The sequence below is a fragment of the Mycoplasma phocimorsus genome (assembly GCF_030077875.1).
Classification (GTDB): domain Bacteria; phylum Bacillota_I; class Bacilli_A; order Mycoplasmatales; family Metamycoplasmataceae; genus Mycoplasma_H; species Mycoplasma_H phocimorsus.
Map to the genome: position 1 here is coordinate 195,919 of NZ_JASEJT010000007.1, position 24,438 is coordinate 220,356.

Here is a 24,438-nt window from a genome sequence, read left to right on the forward strand (position 1 = left end):
GGCGCAAAATTTACACTTTTAAAAAAATAAATTAACATTATACTATTAAAAAAAATTAATAAAAAAATATTTAAGAATTTATAAATATTAGATTGTTTTGATACATAAATATTATTAAATTACATATTTTTGTTTTGTTAATTTTTAATAAAACTTCAATTATTTGTTGTTGGTTTTACAATAAATAATGAAGTAAATTATATTGTTTTGTGCATAACAAGCAATTAGTCATTTTTAATAAAAAACTTGAACATTGCTGTTCAAGTTCAAAAAGAAATTTTAAGCATAACATTTATGTGCTTGATTTTTTTATTATATATTTTAATCAAAAATGATTAAATAAATTGTTGTAAAAATAAACAAGAAATAATAAAAAATATTCAAATTAATTTGAGATTAATATAAAACAGATTTTTGAATATATCTAATAAATAAAAAAATGAATTATTTTTATTTTTGATTTTCTAATAAAAATAACTTTTAAAATGATTTTCAATTAAAAATATTTTGATACATGCTATTAATTTTACTTACAACTTTTAATAGTTTAAATTCAGTAGTTAAATTGAAATTGTATTTTTTTAAATTATTTTCTAATTAGATCATTTTAATTTTCATTAGATATTCTTATATCCAATTATTTTGCTAAAATACTTATTTTTTTAAATTTTATTTCATTGTAAATTGTTATAAATTCAACAATAAGATTGCGCTTTGTAATAAGTTATTTTATTTTTATGTCGTGATTTTAAGATAACAAACGTTGTAAATCCTACTCTTGTTTTTTTATTAATATTAACGCATTTCATATTTTGATGTTTTTTTTGCGAAGCACCAAATCAATTTCTTAATTACCTTATTCTATTTTTAGTTTTAATTTTTTTAGATCTTATTTAGATAGAAAATACAAAATCAGCACTTGTGAGTATTATTTTTAAAACTAAAGCGTAGCGTTTTTCGCCTTTTCATAATAGCTTATTAATCTATTTCTTTTTGTTAAAACTTAAGAATTTATTTTAATTTAATTAAAAATTGTTCTTAATAGTAACACTTTAATATCTGATATTTTTTTAAATTTAATATAAGTTGCTTTAATTTCAAAATATTTTTATTATATCTATTTTTGAATAGCTACTAAAAGATTAAAATTTGAAATTAACTGAAAAACGAACCATATATTTATGAAGATGGCGTTTAATTGCTTTTTTGTCAACGGCATTAAATTAATAATTATTAAAAAAGTTTGAATTTCTTTTAATTCTTCTCGATATTGTAGAAGGGCTTTTCCCTATTGTTCTAGAAATAGAACGTATACTTACATTATTTTCTAATGATTTTGAACAAAAATCTTCTTTTTTTAAAGCGGAAATATTTTTTGTTATAAAAATTATATAATTTCCCTAAATTACAAATATAGGGTTGCTTTTTTGTTCTTAGAGTAAAAAATCTTAAATGCTTCACATTTAAAATTGCAATTTGGCGAATAGTGAAATAAATTTCACTGTTTTTTAAATAACTTTTATTAGTGTGATTGTTCCTAATGGAGTTTTGTTTGGATTATCAACAGCCTTATTTCTGCCATTTTCATTTATAATATTATAATAATCGCTTAATAAGTATACTTTCTCATTATTTTTTTCATTATATTTCAAATAAAAAGAATTTGTTTGGTTTTTTGCACCTGTATTAGATATTTTTAAAGTTATATTTACTTTTGAAGGATCTTTTACATTTTCGATTCTGATACTAAATTTACCGCTTCCTTCATTTGTAAATTTATCATTTATATTTTTATTAAATGTAAAATTTGGATCAAACGACCCTATTATATTACTTCCTAAACCTTCTCCGAACGCATATAGTGATCAATTTTTATTTTTATATTCTTCTTTTTCAACTTCAAGTATTAATTTATAATTTTTTGACTCATCTAATAATTTTTTATTTCTTGCTTCGATACCCTTATATATTCCATATCCAGCACCAGCAAGAGTTCCTAATCCAAATAATGAAATAAACCCTCCTATTAAATATTCTTTGAAACCAAAATTAGAAAAAAGATTAAATAAGAATCCAGAATTTCTTGGTTTTTGAATTTCCAATAATCGCAATCTTGTTTCTGAAAAAGTTTCTGTATTAGAAACGAAACCTTGTAAGTGGCTTTTAATATTTTCTTCAAAAAACTCTTTTTCTAAATCAATATTTTCAATTATATTTTCCTCATTCAATTTATTATTATTAAATTCTTTCGTAAATTCTTTTTGCAATTTTAATTTTTCATATCCATAAGTAAGGTTAATTTCTTCTAATAATTTTAATAAATTTTGATTTTTTGTTTTTAAGGACAAAAAGTTTCTTTTCGCTTCTCCAAACTCTTGATATTCTTTTATAAGATTAGGTTTTAAAATAATGTCACCAGTTTCTAAAGAAGATATATATTCTAAAGGAAATTTATATTTTTTATCTACTCAATTAACAAAAATATAACCTTCTTTAGTTTTAGGAATATTCAAAATTGTATTTTTATTTGTTATGTAATTTCTTGTTAAATTATTAGTATAAATATTATCAGTTTCAACATAATAAATAGAAAATTCTTTTTCTGAATCTTTTACCGAAATTAATGAAAAAATAATAATTGGAATACTAATAGCTGCTAATAACATTCTAAATTTTTTGTTCATAAATCTTCTTTCAATAAAAAAAATTTTGTATTTTTACATTATTTATAAAATTATAAAATATAAAATTAATAAATTAATTAATTTCAAATAGATAAATTAAATTTCGATTAAAAATAGATGAATTTATTATGCTTATTTTTTAATTAAATTGATGAATCAGATTCTAACAATTATCAAATTTATTAGATTATTGATTTTTATTTTAATTTGAATTGTTATATTTAAATAAAACATTTAAATTAATAAATTAAATTATTAATTTAAAAATGAAGCTATGTGGCAATTTTAACTCTTAAATATTTTTGAAAATAAAATTGTTTTTAATAATTTCTTTAATTGCTTTTGAAAATTTGAATATAATATTTGACTTTAAATTTTGTCAATTATTAAAGTTTTTTATAATTTTTAAACAATTAATTAAATTAGTTTTTTGTTATTTCTTTACTTTTAAAAATTTATTGCGATATGTATTTTTTGGTATTTTAAAAAATTTAACTTTTGTTTGCTTTATCAATCAATCTAAAAATTTTTTGCTTTTATAAGTTTTCTTTTAAAGTAAATTAAAAATAAGATAATTAAAAATGCTTTTGGCTTTTTAAATAAAGAGATGTTATATTTAAATAAAATAAAAAAGTAAAGTAAATCAATTTGAATCTAAAATTACTAAAGCACTTAATAATACAATGTTAAATATTTCAAAATTTTTTAAAATTATTTACTTTATTGATCAAGAATTTTTTTATTTTAATATTTTTTTATCATTATAAGTCTCATTTTTAAAATTAATTATATTTTTAACAAATATTTGTTTTTATTATCTTTTTGAAATTAGTAGTAATTTTTTTAGAAAAATTACTGATTATATTTATTCTTTATCATCTGTTTGTCTTATTTTTTGAATAAGCTATATTTAAATTTTCATTAGATAAGTTACTGAATTTAAAAAAAAATAAGTTTTATTGTATGATAAGTCAAATCGACTATATGTTGTTTTTTAACATATGAAGCAACACTTATGTCATATATAGATATAAATACTAAATTATTCAGAATTAAATATATTTTTTGCTTATTAAACTTTTCTTTTTTTTAATTCATTTTTATATTTTATTATATTTTTAAATTCATTTTATACAAAACAGTCAATTATTAAAAACAAAAAAACTTGAACATTGCTGTTCAAGTTAAATTTAATTATTCCTCATCTTCAAGATCATCAATATAACTATCCAACTGTTCCTCTTCAGTAGCAATTTTGCTAATAAATTCACGCATATTTTCTGGATAGTAATCTACATTAATATCTTCAATATCTTCTTCTTCATTTTCTTCTGTTTCTGCAATTTCAAATATTTTATCTTTAAAGTATTCGGCAGGGTTTTTAATATCATATTTTGATTCAGGTTCATAATTTGCATTAGTTCCAGCAGGAATTTTATGACCAAGAATAATATTTTCTTTTAGACCTTGCAATGTATCTACTTGATTAGAAATTGAAGCATTAACAAGAATTTTAGCAGTTTCTTGATATGAAGCAGCTGCTAAGAATGAACTTGAAAGTAAAGGAGTTTGTTTAGCACCTTTAATTACAGGCTCACCATATGGAGGTCTTAAGTTTTTAGCAATTAATTCCCCAGCTTCTTTTTCATATTCATGAATATCTACTAAATTACCAGCAAAAAATTTAGAATCACCAGCGTATTGAATAAATACTTTTGAAAGCATTTGGCGAATAATAATTTCAATATACTTATCACTAATTGCAATACCTTGCATACGATATAATTTTTGAATTTCTTTTAATAAATAATTCTGTACTGTTTTTGAGTCTGTAACTTCAAGAAGTTTTTTAAGAATAATTGGCCCTTCAATAATTTTTTGACCAGGTTTAACGATATCACCAACTTTAACTCTAATTCTTCTATTGGTTCTAAATGGAATTTTTTCATATTTACTTTCACCATTTACGTTATATTTAATAGTAATTAAAGATTTGTTTGAAACAATATTTTTGTTATCTTTCGATTTGATTTCTTCAATTGATTCAATTACACCAGGATACTTAGCAATTTCAGCTGGACGCCCTCAAGGTTTATCATAAGCGTCAATTAACTCAATTAAACGACCAAAACCTCCTGTAATATCCTCAGCATCGGCAACCCCTCCAGTATGGAATGTACGCATAGTTAACTGTGTACCAGGCTCACCAATTGATTGAGCCGCAATAATACCAACCGCCTCTCCAATTGAAACAATTTTGTTTGTTGCTAAATCTTTACCAAAACATTTTTTACATACACCATTTGTTGTATGACATGAAAGAATTGATCTAATTTGCAATTCATTTACTCTCATTACATCAGAAATATAATATGCTAATTCATCTGTAATTAATTGATTAGGTTCAAGAATAATTTTTCCATTTTCGCCATATAAATATTGAGCAGAAAATCTTCCCTCTATTCTTTCCTTGAAAGGAACAATAATTGTATTTGTTTTTGTATCAATAATATTTTTAATTAGTGTACCAATATCTGATCCACAATCATCTTCTCTAACTACGATTGATTGAGCAACATCAACTAAACGACGTGTTAAATATCCTGACTTGGCAGTGTTAAGCGCTGTATCAGTTAGACCTTTACGAGCCCCGTGAGTTGATGAATAAAATTCATAAGCTGATAGCCCTTCAAGAAATGAAGCCTTAACTGGAACTTCAACTGTTGAACGAACAACTCTTTCATTTTCAGCATCAGCCTTAAGGGTTTTGGCGTTATTTGCCATAAGTCCCCGCATACCAGCAAGCTGAACAAAGTTTGAAATTTTACCACGAGCTCCTGATTTCATCATCATAAATAATGAATTGTCAGGGTGATGTGAAGTAATTTTTTGTAATTCTTTTTGAATTTCATCTTTAACTTTTGTTCATTTTTCAATAGTTAGTTCATATCTTTCATCATCAGTTAAAAGCCCGTCATTATAAGCTTCTTTAAGCTTTTCAATATAACTTTCTCCATCCTTAATAAAGTTTTCTTTATTATGAAGGGTAATAATATCTGAAATAGCAATTGATGTTCCTGATTTTGTTGAATAATTAAATCCAAGATCTTTCATACCATCTAAAATTGTAGCTACTACATTTGTATATTTGAATCAAACATTTTCTAATATTGTCACATAATCTTTTATAGACATTAACATATCTAATTTTTGTTTACGTTTTTCATCATTTAATCTTACAAACTCTTTATAAATAAACTCTTTTAAAATATCAACATGACGTTCATTAATTTTTTCGCCTTTTAAATTTCTGATATTAGCTAATTTTTCTACTCATACATCTTTTTCATAGTAATTATCAAGTGTAATTTCGTTTAAAATTCTTGAAAGTGCTTCTTTTGAAATTGATGTATCATAAGTATCAAAAGCATGTCTAATAATTTTAGCAACTTCTTTTTTGCTTAATGGTCCTGAAACAGGAATTCCCTTAATAAATTCCTTAATATTTGTTCCATAGGGAGCAAAATAAGTTTGCATTACTAAATCGTTATTATGTAATGATGCAGGAGTATTGTCGAAAATAAATTCAAAATTCTTTGGAAATAAATTATTAAATATAAATCTTCCAACTGTTGAAATAATAAATCCGGGTTTATTAAATTTTCTGTCTTTTTTGACTTCTTTTGCAGGAAGTGCAATTAAAGTATGCAATGTTATAAATTTATTTTCATATGCTTTTAACATATCTTGATATGTCATAAAATATCTTCCTTCACCCTTAGCGCCACGTTGTTCCATAGTTAAGTAGTAAAGTCCAATCAACATATCCTGTGAAGGGTTAATAATTGGCTCTCCATCTTTAGGTCCAAGAATATTCCGTGAAGCAAGCATTAATTCTCTTGCTTCGCGAATTGCAATATCAGAAACAGGAACGTGAACTGCCATTTGGTCACCATCAAAATCGGCATTAAAGGCTGTTGTTACAAGTGGATGAAGTTTTATGGCTTTACCTCTAATTAATACTGGCTCAAATGCTTGAATTGAAAGACGGTGTAATGTAGGGGCACGGTTTAAAAGAACTAATTTATTTTTAATAACATTTTCTACATGAGGTCAAATAACATTTTCTCTATTTTCAATAAGTTTACGGGCCGTTTTAATTGATGCAACAACGTTTTTTGATACCAATTCTTTAATAATTCATGGTTCAAATAATTTTGCTGCCATATCACGAGGAATTCCTGTTTGATGCATTTTTAAATTTGGGCCGACAACAATAACACTACGTCCAGAGTAATCAACTCTTTTACCTAATAAGTTTTGTCTAAATCTACCTTTTTTACCAACTAAAGCATCAGAAATAGATTTAAGAGGTCTATTGTCTTTAGCCATAACAGGATTCGGTGTTTTTCTGGCATTATCAATAACGGCGTCAACTGCTTCTTGAATCATACGTAGTTCATTTTGTACGATTAATTTAGGAGAATCAAGTTCATTTCATTTTTTAAGACGATTATTTCTAATAATAATTCTTCTATAAAGTTCATTAATATCTGATGTAGAATGACGACCACCATCAAGTTGAATTAAAGGTCTTAAATCAGCAGGAATAACTGGAAGATTATAAATTAACATACTTGTTGGCTTTTGACCTGAATTAATAAATGAATTAATAACAAATAATCTTTTATATAATCTATCTCTTTCAGTAACTTTAGATTTATTTTCTTTATCATCATTATAAATCTTGTCTTCAATAACTTTGATTTTTCTTTTTACTTTATCTCTCTCTTCTTCAAGATTAATGTTTTCAAGTAAATATTCAATTGCCTTTGAACCTGTACCAATTTTAGCATCAGAATATTCTTCTATAATTTCATTCAATTCATAGAAATCAATACCATAATCTTTACCAATTTTTGACTCAGCCAATTCAACTAAATCTTCAAGTTTTTCGGTAATGTCAATATATTCATCTGAATTTTTGTCTTCAAATTTATCTCTAATTTCAAGTAATGCATTTTTATAAATAACTGCGGCATCATTAATCTCAATTACTGTGTTTTTAGGGAGTGATTTTAATCCTCCTGATTCAAGAACAATATGCGTTTTATAATAAATAATATTTTCAATTGTTGGCTTAGGAATAACTTTTTGAGTTCCTTCAACTGTTAATCCTAATAATTTAAATATTGTTGAGTGATCAATTTTAAAGAATCAAAAGTGTACAACAGGTGTTTCAAGAGCAATATGCCCCATTCTTGAACGACGTGAAATTTTAGGTAAAATTTCTGGTCTTTCTGATCTACAAAGTTCTGTATTAGTACAAATCATATTTTCATTTGATTGCTTATATTTTTTGCCACAAATTACACATTTGTAATCTGTTTTAGGCCCAAAAATTAATTCGTCAAATAAACCGCTTTTTTCTGGTTTATAAGTTTTATAGTTAATTGTTTCAGGTTTTGTAACTTCACCATGAGATCATTCAACAATATCCTTATTTGTAGCAAGAGATAATGAAATTTTATCAATTTGTGATTCATCTAATCCACTATATTTACGTCATTGTTTCATTATTCTCTACCTCCTTCAATATCATCTCTATTAATTTGTTTATTACCTTCAGTAATTTCATCTTCAATAAATTTATCTTTTCTATGAACTTCTAGCTTAATACCTAAACCTCTTAATTCATAAGCAAGAACGTTAAATGATTCTGGCGTACCTGCTTTTGGAAGTGTTTTTCCGCTTGCAAGAGCAGTATATAAATCATTTCTTCCATTAATATTATCTGATTTATATGTTAATAATTCTTGTAAAACATTTGTCGCTCCATAAGATTCAATAGCTCATGTTTCCATTTCTCCAAATCTTTGTCCACCCATTTGAGATTTACCTCCAAGTGGTTGTTGAGTAATTAATGAATATGGTCCTATTGAACGGGCATGCATTTTATCATCAATCATATGGCTTAGTTTTAACATATACATAACACCAACAGAAATTAAATTATCAAATGGCTCACCTGTAATTCCATCATAAAGTTTCATTTTACCATGTCTTGGTAATTGAGCCTCATCAAGAATATCTAATAATTGAGTTTTTGAAATTCCATCAAATACTCTAGTTGCAAATTTTACACCTAATTTTTTTGCTGCTAGCCCAAGGTGTAATTCAAGAATTTGACCAATATTCATACGCGAAGGAACCCCTTGTGGATTTAACATAATATCAACTGGTGTTCCATCTTCCATATATGGCATATCTTCTTCGGGAACAACGATTGAAACAACCCCTTTATTACCATGGCGACCTGCCATTTTATCCCCTACTTTGATTTTCCGTTTTTGTGCAATTCATACTTTTACAATTTTTTCAATGCCGTCTTCTAAAGTATCTCCATTTTCTCTTGAAAGAACTTCAACACCAATAACTGTCCCTGAATGACCATTTTTAACTTTTAAAGATGTATCCTTAATATTTGCTGTTTTTTTACCAAAAATAGCGGCAACTAATTTTTCTTCTGGAGAAGGATTTTCATCACCTTTAGGAGAAACACGCCCAACAAGAATATCACCAGGTTTAACTTCTGCACCAATTGATACTATACCTTGTTCATTTAAATGCCTTTTTGAAAATGTTGATGTATTTGGAATATCAACTGTTAATTCATCATTACCGGCTTTTGAATTTCTAAATAATAATGTTTCTTCTTCAACATGAATTGATGTATAAACATCATCTTTAACTAAACGTTCATTTACAATAACAGCATCCTCAAAATTGTACCCATGTCATGTAGTAAATGCAACAGTAATATTTTTACCAAGTGCTAGTTCCCCATTTTCACAAGAAGGACCATCAGCTAAAATATCTCCTTTTGAAACTAATTGACCAATTTTAACAACTGGTGTTTGATTAATAATAGAACCTTGATTTGATCTTTCATATATTCTTAAAAAATATTTGTCTACTTTTCCTTTTTTTCTTGGCTTATCTTCTTCTACCTTAACATGAATTTGATTTCCATCAACATAAACAACTTCACCATCTCTTTGACAAATAACATTTGAGAAAGAATACTTAGCTATATCAGCTTCAATACCTGTTCCAACAAGTGGCGCTTCAGCAACTAATAACGGGACAGCTTGACGCTGCATATTTGAACCCATAAGTGCCCGGTTAGCATCATTATTTTCTAAAAATGGAATAGCACTAGCGGCAAGAGATGTCATTTGTTTCGAATCAACATCAATAAAGTCAATTTCTTCTCTTGGTGTAGTTACATAATCGCCATTACATCTTGAAATAACAAATTCATCAACAATTTTATTATTTTCGTCAATTCTTGTTGAAGATTGAATAAATTTATGGTTAATTTCTTCTCTAGCTGTTAAATAAACAACATCATCAAAATCAACAATACCATCTGTTACTCTAAAATAAGGTGTTTCTAGAAATCCAAAATCATTGACTTTAGCGTATGTAGCCAAGTTAAGAATAAGCCCAATATTAGGTCCTTCTGGTGTTTCAATTGGACAAATACGCCCATAGTGAGTTGGATGAACATCCCGAACTTCAAATTGTGCTGTTTCACGGTTAAGACCACCAGGCCCTAAAGATGTAATCCGTCTTTTATTTGAAATTTCAGCCAATGGATTAATTTGATCCATAAACTGTGAAAGTTTTGATGTATTATAAAATTGCTTAATTTGATTGTAAATTAATTTATTATTTGTTACATTTTTAGGAGTAATTTTTTCAGTATCTTTACTACTTAAACGCTCGCGTGTATTTTTTACTAGTTTTGAAAATCCAACATTAAATTGGTTATATAATAATTCACCAATTGCAATAATTCTTTTATTCATTAATGAATCTGGATCATCATCTAGCCCTACGCCATCAAGTAAATTAAAGTAATAACCTACAGCTGCAATAATGTCGCTAATAATTAAGTGATGTTCATCAGCTGTTGGGTCTGTTGAAATAACAAGAACTGGCTCTTTTCCAGAATTCATTCAGTTTTTTGTAGGATAAATTAAAAGTGTACCTATTTTAATTCTGTCTTTAAGTTCTGGTTTTTCTAATAATTGTTTTCCATAAACATCAGGCTGAATATCCGGAATATTTTGTAATGATATTTTGCCTGTATCAAATAATTTTTGAATTTTAAGCGCAATTCTATTTGTAATAAATGTATTTTTTGAATATATTGCTTCACCTTCAACAATAATATCTTGAGCTAAATAAGTGTTTGTAATACGATCAACAAAGTTTAGTTTTCTGTTAATCATGTAACGACCTGTTTTTAGCAATGTGTATCTTTTTTTATTAAAAAGCATTCCTGGCAAGAATGAAGCTGCTGCTTCTTCAGTAAACCTGTCACCCTTCTTAAGGTTACGGTAAATATTTTCTTGACAAAGTGCTTTAATTTCATCTGATGAGTAATTAGATTCAACAGCTTGATCATTATTAATTTTATCTTTTTTAATTGTTTCATTTAAAACTCGAGAATCTCCAAAAAGTTTTCTCATTGTTGATGCTGTAATTCCAAATGCGCCCAAAAATGTTGGAAGCACAAAGTTTTTATTTTTGTCAATTTTAATTTTCACATAATCAACACTTGTTCCTGTAACACGGTGAGAAATTTCAATTCATGAACCAATTCTTGGAAGAATTTCTACCTTATTAAAAAGATCATCAGATTGTTTATTACGAACGTTAAGCCCATAATAAACACCAGAACTCCTAATTAATTGAGAAACAATAATTTTTTCTGAACCGTTAATTATAAAAGAGGCTCCTTTTGTCATTAATGGTAATTCACCAAAAAGAACTTCTTCTTCTTTAACTTCACCAGTTTCAGTATTTTGCTTTCTTAACCTTGCGTAAATCTTTGCAGCGTAAGTTGAACCTTTTTGTTTTGCTTCTTTGATTTTTTGTGATTCTTCACCATCAAATTTAATCACTGCTGAATTATCAACATATTCAATTTTTATCTTTTTACTTGTTGAAGTAATTGGATAGTGTTCTTGAAATATTTGTTCTAACCCTGTATCTAAAAATTCTTGAAATGATTTCTTTTGAATTTCTAAAAAGTCTACAACAGGAAGACTTTGCTTACCAATTGCATAGTCTCTTCTTTTTGTAAATGTAGTAAATTGTCTTTCACAATAATCTAATCCTGTTTTTTTATTTTGCATCAATACTCCTTAAATAAATGAAAATAACTAATTAATTATATAATTAGCTTTTTTATTGTATCATAAATATATTTTTATATGTAAAGAATATTATTTATTTTTTTAAGTATTTTTTTGTCGCTCAAATAAGTCAAAAATTTCAGTTATGCATGCTAAAAATTCAAATTTAGCTTGCATAAAACTTTCGCAATTTATTAAAAATAAATTAATATTTTTTAAATTTTGAAATTTGTTACAAAATTTGATATATGCGTAATTTTCATCAATAATTTCTTCATAATTCAAGTTATAAAAAAGTGAAATTTCAGCATAATATTTGGCAATATTTTCATCAGAAAGTAAATAAAATCTTTTGGCTATTGATTCTTCGGTAATAATATTAATTAAACTATCATTTTTAAAATAATTTAAACATGATGCTATTTTTCTAAATCCTATTTTTACTTTATTAATAAAACTTTTATTTAAATTAAATTTATAATTTTTTTTATAAATTTTAATTAGTTCATTTATTACCTTTAATTTGTGTTTATTTTCTGCTTTAAAATCTAATATTTCTTTTTTAAATTTAATTAATTGTTTAATATTTTTAATTCCGTTTAAACTTAATTCTGAAATTAATTGTGCATTAGAAATTGAATGATTTTTAAAATGTGAATTTAGCTTAATTTTTACATTAAATTCATCATTTTTGTTTTTTATTTTAAAATTAAAAACTCGTTGTTTTTTATTAAATTTACTAGTGTCTAATTGCTTGAAAAATGGGTAATCTTCTAAATTTAAAATGCCACTAAAATTTAAATATTGATATTTTTTAATAGAGTGTTTAATTTCAAAATCACCAATTAAATTTGCATTTTCAAGATAATAATTGGCGTTTTTTATATAAATTGTTAGATCATTATTAAGCGCGTCAAATGCTTTTAATAATGAACACTTGCGATTAAAACGTTGAAAATTAAATGAAATATTTTGTAATTTTTTTAAATTTTTTTGCTTTTTTTCTTTATAAAAATAAATATCAACATTAATGTTTTCTTCACTTATTTCTTTTAAACAATAGTAATATGTCGGAATATAAAAATACGTTTTTTTGTCTTTAAAATAATTAAAATTATAACTAAATTCATAAACAAATTTGGTGGCGCAATGTTTTAAAAATTTTTCTTTTTCTTCTTTAGAAATTGTTTTTAAATCAACATTTAAAATTTTTTTAGAGTTTGAAATAATATTACTTCAAGTTTTTTTCGAAATATTTAATGTGTATATATAATAATTTTTTTGTTCCATACTAACAAATAAATTGTTATTGTAATGATTAAAAATAAAAGAAAAAAAAATGATACAATTTGTTTAGTTTTTCTTAAAGTTTAATCAAATTAATCAACTTAAACAAAATTATTTTTATATAATTTATAAGACATAAAGAGGTAATTATGAAAAATAGAATACTGTTGAAGCTTTCTGGCGAAGGATTGGCCAATAAACAGAAGCGTTTAGTTATTGATCCAGTAATTGTTGATGATATTGCTCAACAATTAAAAATAATTAAAAAAGAATTAAAAACGCAGATTGCTATTGTTATTGGTGGTGGTAATCTTTGAAGAGGTGAGTCTGCTGCCAAAAATGGTATGGGAAGAAATAGAGCTGATTATATTGGAATGCTAGCAACTATAATGAATGGTAAGGCATTACAAGATGGTTTTGAAAAACATGGCCTTAAATGTCGCGTTATGTCTTCACTTAATATGGACCCTAAAGTAGCGCAAACTTATGTTAATGAAAAAGCTATTCACAGTTTAAATAAAGGCGAAATAATTATTTTTGTAGGTGGGACAGGAAGACCATTTTTCACAACAGATACTGCAGCAACGTTGTTTGCTTCTGAAATTAAAGCAAGTAAAATATTAATGGGAAAAAATGGTGTTGACGGCATTTATAGTGATGATCCAAAAATTAATCCAGAGGCAATTCATTATGAAAAAATAACATATGATGAAATCATAAAAAAAGAATTAAAAGTTATGGATATAACTGCCACATCAATGGCTAGAGATAATAATATAAAATTAACAGTTTTTGATATTACTAAAAAAGATGCAATTATTAATGTTATAAAAAATAAGGTTAAACATACGGAGGTTACAAACTAATGAAAGATTTTGATGAATATTTAATTATCTTTTTAGAAGAAGCAGATAAGGGAATAGAAGGATATGAGTATAACTTATCTAGAATTTCAACAGGTAGAGCAAATCCACAACTTATTAGAAAAATTAAAGTTAATTATTATGAAAGTTTAACGCCGCTTGAAGAAATAGCACTAATTAGTGTTCCTGAGCCACAACAATTGCTTGTTAAACCTTATGATATTAGTAGTGTTAGAGATATTACTAGTGCCTTAAATAATGCAAATTTAGGTATAGAAGCAATTAATGAAGGAAATCAAGTTAGAATGACATTTCCAACTCTTACAACCGAAAGAAGAAAAGAAATGGTAAAACAAATGTCTAAATATACTGAGCAAGCTAGAATAGCTATTAGAAATGGCAGACATAATGCACTTAAAGCTATGAAAGCAGATGAACTTCCTGAAGATCTAGAAAAAAGATATTCAGATATGATTCAAAAACAAGTTGATAAATATAATGAAATAATTTTAAAATTAACTGACCTAAAAACTAAGGAATTAACAAACATGTAAAACAATCATTCAAGATTGTTTTTTTATTTTTTTATTTAAATTCAATATTTTTAGGCAAAGTAATTAAGAAAAAAAATAAATATATTTAGTAAAATTATTTATACGCTTAAGGAGAACTTATGAAAGAAAATTCAATTTACAATTTTGATAAAACACTTGCATATTTTGACTCATTTACAATAATAACTCTTATTGATACAAAGAAAGTATTTACTAATAATGATAATTATATTTTTGAAAATAATCAATGTACATTAGTGGGTATTGAAGACTTTAAAACATATAACAAAATTTCTATTAAAATTAATACAAAACCTATTTTAAATAAGACTAATTATTTACACATTAATAATGAAAAAATAAAAATTAAGTTTGGATATATTGTAAAAACAGCTGAGTTTGATAAAAAATATGCTGATACAAATTTAGAATTTGGTGCTATTTATGAAAATGATAAAGTTACTTTTAGAATTTGGACACCCGTTTCTGAAAGTGCTAATGTTTTAATTTATGATAAAAATTTAAATTTAATTGCTGTTCATAAAATGAATAAAGTAGGAAAAGGAAGTTGAGAGACTTCATTGCCTGCTGCTGAATATATTTATAAATATCAAGTTATTAATGAAAATGAAGTAAAAGAATTAATTGATCCATATGCTAAAAATTCTACATATAACCACACTCATTCAATTGTTTTAAATCCTAATAAATATATGATAAAACAATATAAAACAGATTGGGGAAACAAAAGTCTTTTAAGATCAATTCTTTATGAGCTAAGTATTAAAGACTTAACTGATAATAAATATTTTAATAATAAAGGTAAATTTTTAGGTTTAGTAGAAACTCATAAAAATGATAATGGTGATATTATTGGATTAGAATACTTAAAGTTGTTAGGTATTACTCACATACAAATATTACCATTTTATGATTTTCAAACTGTTGATGAGTTAGCAGATAAAAAACAATACAATTGAGGTTATGATCCCGTTCAATATAATGTTTCAGAAGGGTCATATATTTCAAATAAAAAAGATTTTAGATCTAGAGTTATAGAAGTTAAACAAATGATTGAAACAATGCATAAAAATAATTTAAATGTTGTTATGGATGTTGTTTATAATCACGTTTATGATGCTAAAACATTTAGTTTTAATCAATTAGTGCCTAATTATTTTTATACTATTGATAATAATGGAAAATATGGTAATGAGTCATTTTGTGGATCTACAAATGATACAAAGCAGTTAATGGTTAGTAAATTTATTATTGATTCATGTATTTATTGAGCTAAATTTTATAATTTAGATGGATTTAGATTTGACTTGATGGGTCTAATTGATACACAAACTATGAATGATTTAGTTGAAAATATTAAAGAATGAAAGCCTGGTTTTCTATTTTATGGAGAAGGTTGAAATATGAAACCTGATACACCAAGTGTAAAATATACTAATCAAATAAATTGACATCAAACACCTGAAGTCGCTCATTTTAATGATATTTTTAGAGGATGCATTAAAGGTGAAGGTGAACATAATAAACCTAATCCAAAAGGATTTTCTATAATTGATAAAAATAGAAATATTAGTAATATAATTAATACTATTTTGGGTTCAATAGGAATTGGCTATACGCCTCACTATTCAACGAAATGCATTAATAATATTAATTATGTATCTATTCATGATGGCTATACTATAAGTGACTATTTAGAAATTAAAGGCGTAGATAAAGAATTTATAAAACCTGTTTCAAAGATGATGATGGGTTTGGTTATTCTTTCTCAAGGCGTGCCTATTATTCATGCTGGCCATGAATTAATGCGCAGTAAAAAGTTGGAAGGAAATTCTTATAATCTTTCTATAGAAATTAATAAATTTCCTTGAGATAACATTAAAGACAACTATGATTTTATTAAATACTTTCAGGATTTAATAAAATTTAGAAAAGAAAATAAATTATTCAGATTAAAAAATACTTTAAATATTTTAAATCATGCTAGAGTGAGTTTTGAAAATGGTATTATTAAGTACAATTTATTTAATGAACAAAAAGATATTTTAATTTATATAAATGTGGAAAATCAAACTGTTGATAATTTTGAAGAAGATAGAGATTTAATAATATCTAGTTATGAAAATAAATTTAATTCATTGCTTCCTTATGAGTTTAAAGTTTATATAAAAAAAATGTAAGATGGCTTACATTTTTTTAATTATTTGTTTTTTCATGATGTGAAAAAGCTAATAAGCATTCCACCTAATGTAGCAATAACTCCTATAATAGGAATTAAAATTTCCTTATTAACAAGTTTAGAATCAATAACAGTTTGATTAGAATTTTCATGTGTTTTTTTAACTGTGTTTTGCTCGTTTTGAACTATTGTGTTATTTACATAATGCTGTAAATAAAGCTCGTTGTCTTTAATTGATTTTTCAGTTGTTATTTGACTGTTTTTAAAAACATTTAATGTTGTTGAATTATTTTTATAGTATTTTCCATTATTGCCACTATAATAAATTTTAATAAAATTATCGCCTTCTTTTAATAGCTTAAAACTTTCTATTATTTTTCAGCCGGCATTTAATGGAATTTCAGAAGTACTATTAATATTTTTTCCAACCTCTAATTTATTTTCTAAATTATATTTATGTTCTTTTCCTCTTCTTACTGTTAAAAATGTTTCATTTTTTCCTTGGTATGTACCTTTTGCCTTAATAACTACATGATTGTAACCAATAACAGAATCATCGTAGTAAAAACCTTGATCAGGGTCTAAAAATTCTTTTAATTCTAAAGTATAATCTTTTTCTCTTATTAAAAAGCGGCCATTAAATGAAACTTCAATATCATCTAAATTAAAATTATCACCAATTCTATAATCATAATTTTTTAAGGTTACTTTAGCATATCTCAAATCATGTAAATTTGTTTCAATATTATGATTTTTTGTAAATGCTTTAATTCTTGCTACTGCACCATTTTTTGCTTTTTGACTACTAATTCATTGATTATTTTCTTGAATATAACTAAAATCGTTTTGTCAATCTTTTTCTTCTCCAAAACGTAATTTAGCATTCTCAGAACCACTTTTTATTTCTGCTACTATACTAAATCATTCCCCGGCTTTTAAAGTTACTTCTTTATCTAATTCAATAGTTCTTATTCCCGCTTTTTCAAATTCAACAATTTTAGATGTAATTTTTTCGCCTAACTCTAAATTTCTAGGATTAATGTTATTTTCTTTTTGTTTGTAAACCGAAATTTCTAATTTGACATTTTCTCCATCAAAGCCAACATTTACTGCCTTTAATTTTTCTTCTTGATTAATGCTAGCGCCTTTTGCTTTATAAGCAACAGCCGCTTTCTTATACTGATGACCATGAACATCTCTAAAAGAACCATCATAATAATAATTGTTTTGATATGAACTACGTGGCATCATATCTAATGTAAATAATTCAGAAACATTAGTGTCATATGAAACCCAATAATATCCATTTTCGCCAAATGAGTTTCCTCAACTATTTTTAACTAATCAAGCACCATTTTGTTTAGTATTGCTTCCAAATAAACTTTTGTCAATATTATCATCTCAACCAACAATAGTCGCAGCATGTGCTCTTTGTTTTTGATGAATGTATTCTTTTGAATTATAATATTTGCCATTATGACCAGGATAAACTAAAAATAAAAATGAAACTGCACCATATTCTTCTATTGCCTTTTTAACTTCTTCACGATAATTTGATTTTTTATGATCAATTTCAATATAATTTTTAACCACATATTCACTAAACTCTGAACCAATTAAATTTTCGTTTTTAAGTTTATTTCATTGAAATAATGAGACTGCCGCTAACGCTGGCTCAAATCCTGATGTTTTTCAATCGAAATGACGATAATTATCAAAGTCAGTATTATGAAGTGGGTCGGCATCTTTTCAACGATTTAATGTTTTAAAAGCTAAATTTTGTTCTGATAAATCTAATTGTTGTGGAATGGTTATAAATTGTTTTTTAATTAAATTTGCTTCAACTACACCAATTGTAGAAAATGCCCAACAAATGCCTTCTGCAAATTGATTTCTAATGTCAGTAAGTGTATTTTTATCTCTTGGGTCAAATTTAGTTTCTTTATATTGCGTTAACTGTGCAGAAGGCAAAAATAATGCAGAGGTAAGTGATAAACCTGTTAAAAATATTTTTTTATTCATAATAAGCTCTTTCTAAAAATAAATTTTAATATTATATTAATTTTACAATTTATAAAAAAGCATTTAAAAAATAAGCAAAAAAAATATAGAAACTTTAATTGTTTTTTAATTTTGCATAAATACTATTAAAATAAAATTTTTATTATTTTGATAGTAAATAGGCATTAAATTCCTAATTTTTTCCTTTTTTAAATATTTAGGCTTCTTGCTTTTAATTGTTTTATGGGGGAAAAATGAATAAAAATTTTACAATAGGTGAAAAAATTACTAAAAAACAATTTGAAGCTAACATGAAACTATATAAAAAGCATGAATATACATTAGTTTATGATCAAGAAAAGATTGAACACACTTTAATCAGTTATAATACTCTTAAAGAAATAGAATCAAGTGGAGATAATATGACTAGAAAAGAATTCGAGAATTTTAAATCAGAGCTTTTAAATATTATTAAAAAAAATGAAAATCAACATCAGGTTGATAAACTGGAAATTAAACAAAGTTTGGATTCATTTAGAAATGAAATTCTTGAAATGCGTAAAGCTGATAAACTGGAAATGAAACAAAGCTTGGATTCATTTAGAAATGAAATTCTTGAAATGCGTAAAGCTGATAAACTGGAAATGAAACAAAGCTTGGATTCATTTAGAAATGAAATTCTTGAAATGCGTAAAGCTGATAAAATTGAAAATGATAAAAGATTTGATTTATTAATTAATTTAATTAAAACTAATCATTTTGAAATTACTAATAGATTAGATAAGCTTGAAGAAGATGTTAAAATGCTAAAATCATTTCATAAAGAAGATATTAAGAATTATCAAACTAATAATAAAAAATAAAGTATAAAAAAATATCAAAACTTTCTTCGATATTTTTTTATACTTTATTTTCTTAATTTTGCAACTAAAACTGTTGTGTTTCCAGCCACTTTATTTGGGTTAGTTTTTTTTATTCCATTTAAATGAACCCCATTTTCATCTAAAAGAGTAATATAAGATTTATCTAATTTGGCACTAATAAATTTATCGTTATCGCTTGAATTTGAAAAAATAATATATTCTTCAAATAAAGGGTCTTTAGGAGATTTAATTCTATATTGAATGTAATTATCAATTGAATTATCATATTGATCAATTACTGCCTTATTTCCTTGTTTTTTAAAATTGAATTCAACAGTTTTTTCTTTCGAGATAGATCAATAAGGTATTTCGCAAATACCAGCAAAATTGTCGTAAATATTTTTGGCATCAATAATTTCGTGTAATCTAAAACTAAATGTTTTTGCAGATGTTCAATATTTATCTTTTTTTGAAAGTGCAAGAATAATAGTTGAAGGAATAATGACTTCACCATATCCATTTTTATCAATATAAATTTTTATTGCATGTTCATTAAATTTTTGAATTTTAGCATAAATATCGCAAATAAATCATTCTTTTTCTCTTGCTTCTTTAGGTGCGTTTATAAATTTAATTTTTATAAAGTTTAAATTTTTATCTTCAAAACTATCAAAAGGACCAAATTCAGTATTTATTTTTGATTCACCAAAAAATCTAAAATTTTCTTGAATTTCTTTGGCAGTTTCAAATCTTAGGCCATATAATTTTTTTCTTAATGCTATTAAATCAGCTACAAAATCACTTAACTCTTTAAATTTTCCTCCAAAATAACTTTTTGAAAGACGATTTCATCTGTATTGATTTGTAACATCAGAAGAGTTAAATGAATTTTCTATATAAATGTTACTTGTATTAAAATTATTATTAACATCTGGCAACATAATTGTTGACATGCATGTCGCAGATCTATCAATATTAGGCTCACCAGCATCTAAGGGTTTTGTTTTACCCATTTCATCGCCGCCATTGATAATTAATCTACCTTGTGATGTAAATAAAATAGCAAAAGATTGTTTTATTAATTTTAATTTATAATCAAGTTGTTCTTCAATAGTTCGCCCTCTTAAATCTGTTGCAATATTTATTTTATCTCATAATGTAAAACCATCATGAATTGAAAGATATTGCAAGGCCTCATTAGGGGAATCTGCAAATATATCATTAGAATTATATCTAATGTTTACATATAAATTTCCTTTTTGAACATTATTTTGAGGGAAGTTTTTAATGCCTGCAATAATACTTGATCTTAATAAATTGGTTTTTCAATCAACACCTTGAACAAATGCTCTATCAAAAGCACCGCCTTCAGATGTTTCTCCTTTAATAGCTCTTCTTATTGAATCATTAAAATATCCTATATCTTTTATGCCGTGATCTTTATATGATGTTCATCCTTTAACTGGCGATTCACCTTTTGGTAAGTCAGTATGAGGTCAAGCCTCTCCATATATAATTGCATCTGGAAATTCATTTCTAATAATATGAACTGTTTCATTATCCATATATCCCAACATATCAAACCTGAATCCATCAACACCATATTCATGCCATAACATTCTTAGGCTTCTTAAAATAATATCTCTCATCATAGGATGCTCAGAAGCAATGGCGGGAGAACCAACGGGGGTAATTCCATCTTTAGATCTAAAATAAACACCGTGAACAATATCATCATATATTTCATTTCTTCACATATGATTATAAACAACATCAACAATAACACCAATATTATTGTCATGTAACTTTTTAATTAACTCTCTTAATTCTTTAATTCTGACATAAGGTTTTTTTGCATCCGATGCTAATCAACCATCAATAGACATGTAACTATGTGGATCATATCCTCAACTATAGTTAGTTACTTTTCCTTCTTCTCCTTTAACAAATTCTTTAGAGTCTTCATCTGTTCCAAAAAAAGCAAGTAATGGTAAAAATTCAATATGAGTAATTCCTAATTTTTTAAGATAGTTAATACCTTCTTCCCAATTAGTCATCCCTTTAAAAGTTCCTGCATATTTAATGGGATTACCCATATCATCTTTTGCACTAATAGTATAATCACGAACATGAATTTCATATGCTATCATAGCATTTAGCTCGCCATTTATTCCGCCTGAATAAATACCTCTTGCTGGTGAAATTTCACCAGCTTTTTCAGAATCCAATCTTACAAATGCTCCTTTACCAATTGAATCAAGAGCCGGATTATGTGATGCCATTGAATAAGCATATGGGTCTAAAACAATCTTTTCAGTTACATTTAAATCATAATCTAAAACATATTGATAAAAATACTCTTCAACTGTAGGCAAATTAATGGTTTCTTGATTCAAAATTCCTTCTCAAACATATTTATGTTCATTTGATCTATGTAATTTGTATTCTCTAATTAATTTGGTTTGATCATGCTTACAAAAAATGCGAATCTTTGCATTTTTTGAAACGGGCGCTCATATTTTAACACTAGCACTCCCATCTTTTAATAAGATTGATCCTAAATCGCTTTTTCTATAAATGATTGTATCTTTTTTAAGTAATTCTCTTGTTATTTCTTCAAGACCTAAATCATATGAATCATATGAAAATCTAAATGAATCACCTAAATTATATTTTGAATCTAATATAATTAAAAATCCATCTTTTTCTGTTTTTTCCATTACTTCATAATCAACAATTTCATTTGTTTTAATTTCGGTAATGTTTAACAGGTTGATACTATAGTTTTTATCTTTTATCCTTTTTTTAAATTTTAAATCAATAACATTTTCTTCAACTCTTTTTATAAACTGTGTTTTATATTCTTCATTAGGGCGCGATTCATAAATACATTTATCATTCATTAAAAATCAAAATTCGGCATAATCAGGATATTTAGGAAATTCTAATGCAGATTCAAAATGTTTAATATTATCTTTATGAAGCATAAACTTTAATCCATTTTCAAGATTAATAATATCTATTTCTGCTTTATAAAAGCCATCTTTATCGGCATTTTTATTAAATAGAATTGGTTTTTTTCATTCTGTTTTTTGAGCTATAGCCTTTAATGATTCATTAGAGTTGAATAAATGAATTCCTCAGTTATCAATTTTTTCATTTGGTTTAAAATGAATAATTAACGTTTTATTAATTTTAGGTTCTTCTTCAGTATTAGGAGCAAAGCCTTCAAGAGTTATAACCTTAATAGCGCTTTCAAAGTTTCTTCTTTCTTTATCATTTCTAAAAATTTCAATATGAAGATCTAATGTTGTTGAATTTAATTTATCACTTAAATTTCATTTAATAAATTTAAATTGATAAGGGTTGCAAATTTTGCTATTTAATAAACATCCGTTTTCGCCTGTATTATTAAATGATCATCTGTCAATAAGTGAATTAATTAATGATAAAGTTTTAACGTCTTTTGGTCTAATTCCTTTTGAATTAATAATTTTTACTTTATCATTAATTTGATTTAATATTTCTTTTGGAATTGTTTTAGTTTTAATAATATTATCTTTAGATTCACATTGGCCTTCACAGCAATTTATACAGTCTTTATTTGGAATACAAGTTTCTACTTTACATTCACCTTCGCAACAATCAAAACAATTATCTTGTTTTTGTTCTTTTTTAACTTCGCATTGGCCTTCACAGCAATTTATACAGTCTTTATTTGGAATACAAGTTTCTACTTTACATTCACCTTCGCAACAATCAAAGCAATTATCTTGTTTTTGTTCTTTTTTAACTTCACATTGGCCTTCACAGCAATTTATACAGTCTTTATTTGGAATGCAAGTTTCTACTTTACATTCACCTTCGCAACAATCAAAACAATTATCTTGTTTTTGTTCTTTTTTAACTTCGCATTGGCCTTCACAGCAATTTATACAGTCTTTATTTGGAATGCAAGTTTCTACTTTGCATTCACCTTCACAACAATTTGAGCAATTATCTTGTTTTTGTTCTTTTTTAACTTCACATTGACCACAGCAATTTATACAGTCTTTATTTGGAATGCAAGTTTCTACTTTACATTCGCCTTCGCAACAATCAAAACAATTATCTTGTTTTTGTTCTTTTTTAACTTCACATTGACCTTCACAGCAATTTATACAGTCTTTATTTGGAATGCAAGTTTCTACTTTGCATTCACCTTCGCAACAATCAAAGCAATTATCTTGTTTTTCTTCATTTTTAACTTCACATTGGCCTTCACAACAATTTATACAGTCTTTATTTGGAATGCAAGTTTCTACTTTACATTCGCCTTCGCAACAATCAAAACAATTATCTTGTTTTTGTTCATTTTTTGGTTCAATTTTTAACAATTCTTTAACTTCTTTATAAGTTATTGCTTTTCTAAATTTTCCCGCTTGGTGTATTCAAACTCTAGTTGTTTTATCTGTTTCATTAACTATAGAAATAAATTCTTGAAATGCATCTGTAATGTTCATAAATTTCTTTATATCTGAATCAATAGAAGATTTAAATCTAAAAAATTTTTCTTTAGTTTTTCTATCTATTGCTTCAGAAATAAAATATTTTATTTTTTTTATATTGTTTTTAATTATTTTTTTATTATTTATATTCATTTTCACCTTAATTTTTAATTTAATTATAAGTTTATAATTTAATAATATTTAAAATAAAGATATAAAAACGATTATTAAAAAGCGCTATGGGAATTTTGTGGGAACAAATATTTTATATTAAAAGAAAATTCAGCCCA

Annotated in this window: 11 protein-coding genes; 4 read left to right on the forward strand and 7 right to left on the reverse strand. The window is 25.4% G+C overall.

The annotated features are described in order from the left end of the window. Positions 1 to 1,223 precede the first annotated feature (1,223 nt). From QMA87_RS03235 to QMA87_RS02295, 5 genes are all read right to left on the reverse strand, one after another. A complete protein-coding gene (locus QMA87_RS03235) occupies positions 1,224 to 1,391 on the reverse strand; it encodes a helix-turn-helix domain-containing protein (protein WP_369128165.1) in 168 nt (55 codons plus the stop codon). A 117-nt stretch (positions 1,392 to 1,508) separates the two neighbouring features. After that, positions 1,509 to 2,684, reverse strand: a complete 1,176-nt coding sequence (locus tag QMA87_RS02280) for a hypothetical protein (protein ID WP_283823786.1) — start codon at positions 2,682 to 2,684, stop codon at positions 1,509 to 1,511. Positions 2,685 to 3,878: 1,194 nt separating this feature from the next. After that, on the reverse strand, positions 3,879 to 8,261 hold the full coding sequence (gene rpoC, locus QMA87_RS02285; protein WP_283823787.1) for a DNA-directed RNA polymerase subunit beta': 4,383 nt from the start codon (positions 8,259 to 8,261) through the stop codon (positions 3,879 to 3,881). Further along, positions 8,261 to 11,893: a DNA-directed RNA polymerase subunit beta gene (gene rpoB / locus QMA87_RS02290; RefSeq protein ID WP_283823788.1), complete on the reverse strand. Its 3,633-nt coding sequence runs from the start codon at positions 11,891 to 11,893 to the stop codon at positions 8,261 to 8,263. The genes rpoC and rpoB overlap by 1 nt, the downstream gene beginning before the upstream one ends. A 102-nt stretch (positions 11,894 to 11,995) precedes the next feature. Beyond that, on the reverse strand, positions 11,996 to 13,183 hold the full coding sequence (locus QMA87_RS02295; RefSeq protein WP_283833765.1) for a hypothetical protein: 1,188 nt from the start codon (positions 13,181 to 13,183) through the stop codon (positions 11,996 to 11,998). Between the two features lie 146 nt (positions 13,184 to 13,329). On the opposite strand from QMA87_RS02295, the gene pyrH reads away from it, so the two are divergent. The 3 genes from pyrH to pulA all read left to right on the forward strand — a co-directional run bounded on the left by pyrH (position 13,330) and on the right by pulA (position 16,798). After that, positions 13,330 to 14,046 (forward strand): UMP kinase, encoded by a 717-nt coding sequence (pyrH, locus tag QMA87_RS02300; RefSeq protein ID WP_283823790.1) that lies wholly within the window; start codon positions 13,330 to 13,332, stop codon positions 14,044 to 14,046. Then, positions 14,046 to 14,597, forward strand: a complete 552-nt coding sequence (locus QMA87_RS02305) for a ribosome-recycling factor (protein WP_283823791.1) — start codon at positions 14,046 to 14,048, stop codon at positions 14,595 to 14,597. The genes pyrH and QMA87_RS02305 overlap by 1 nt, the downstream gene beginning before the upstream one ends. 119 nt (positions 14,598 to 14,716) lie before the next feature. Further along, positions 14,717 to 16,798 (forward strand): type I pullulanase, encoded by a 2,082-nt coding sequence (pulA, locus tag QMA87_RS02310; protein ID WP_283833766.1) that lies wholly within the window; start codon positions 14,717 to 14,719, stop codon positions 16,796 to 16,798. Positions 16,799 to 16,818: 20 nt separating this feature from the next. On the opposite strand, the gene QMA87_RS02315 is transcribed toward pulA, so the two are convergent. Then, a complete protein-coding gene (locus tag QMA87_RS02315; RefSeq protein ID WP_283833767.1) occupies positions 16,819 to 18,819 on the reverse strand; it encodes a C1 family peptidase in 2,001 nt (666 codons plus the stop codon). A gap of 233 nt (positions 18,820 to 19,052) precedes the next feature. On the opposite strand from QMA87_RS02315, the gene QMA87_RS02320 reads away from it, so the two are divergent. Then, positions 19,053 to 19,661: a hypothetical protein gene (locus QMA87_RS02320; RefSeq protein WP_283833768.1), complete on the forward strand. Its 609-nt coding sequence runs from the start codon at positions 19,053 to 19,055 to the stop codon at positions 19,659 to 19,661. Between the two features lie 44 nt (positions 19,662 to 19,705). On the opposite strand, the gene QMA87_RS02325 is transcribed toward QMA87_RS02320, so the two are convergent. Next, positions 19,706 to 24,301, reverse strand: a complete 4,596-nt coding sequence (locus QMA87_RS02325) for an alpha-amylase family glycosyl hydrolase (RefSeq protein WP_283833769.1) — start codon at positions 24,299 to 24,301, stop codon at positions 19,706 to 19,708. Between the last annotated feature and the right edge of the window lie 137 nt (positions 24,302 to 24,438).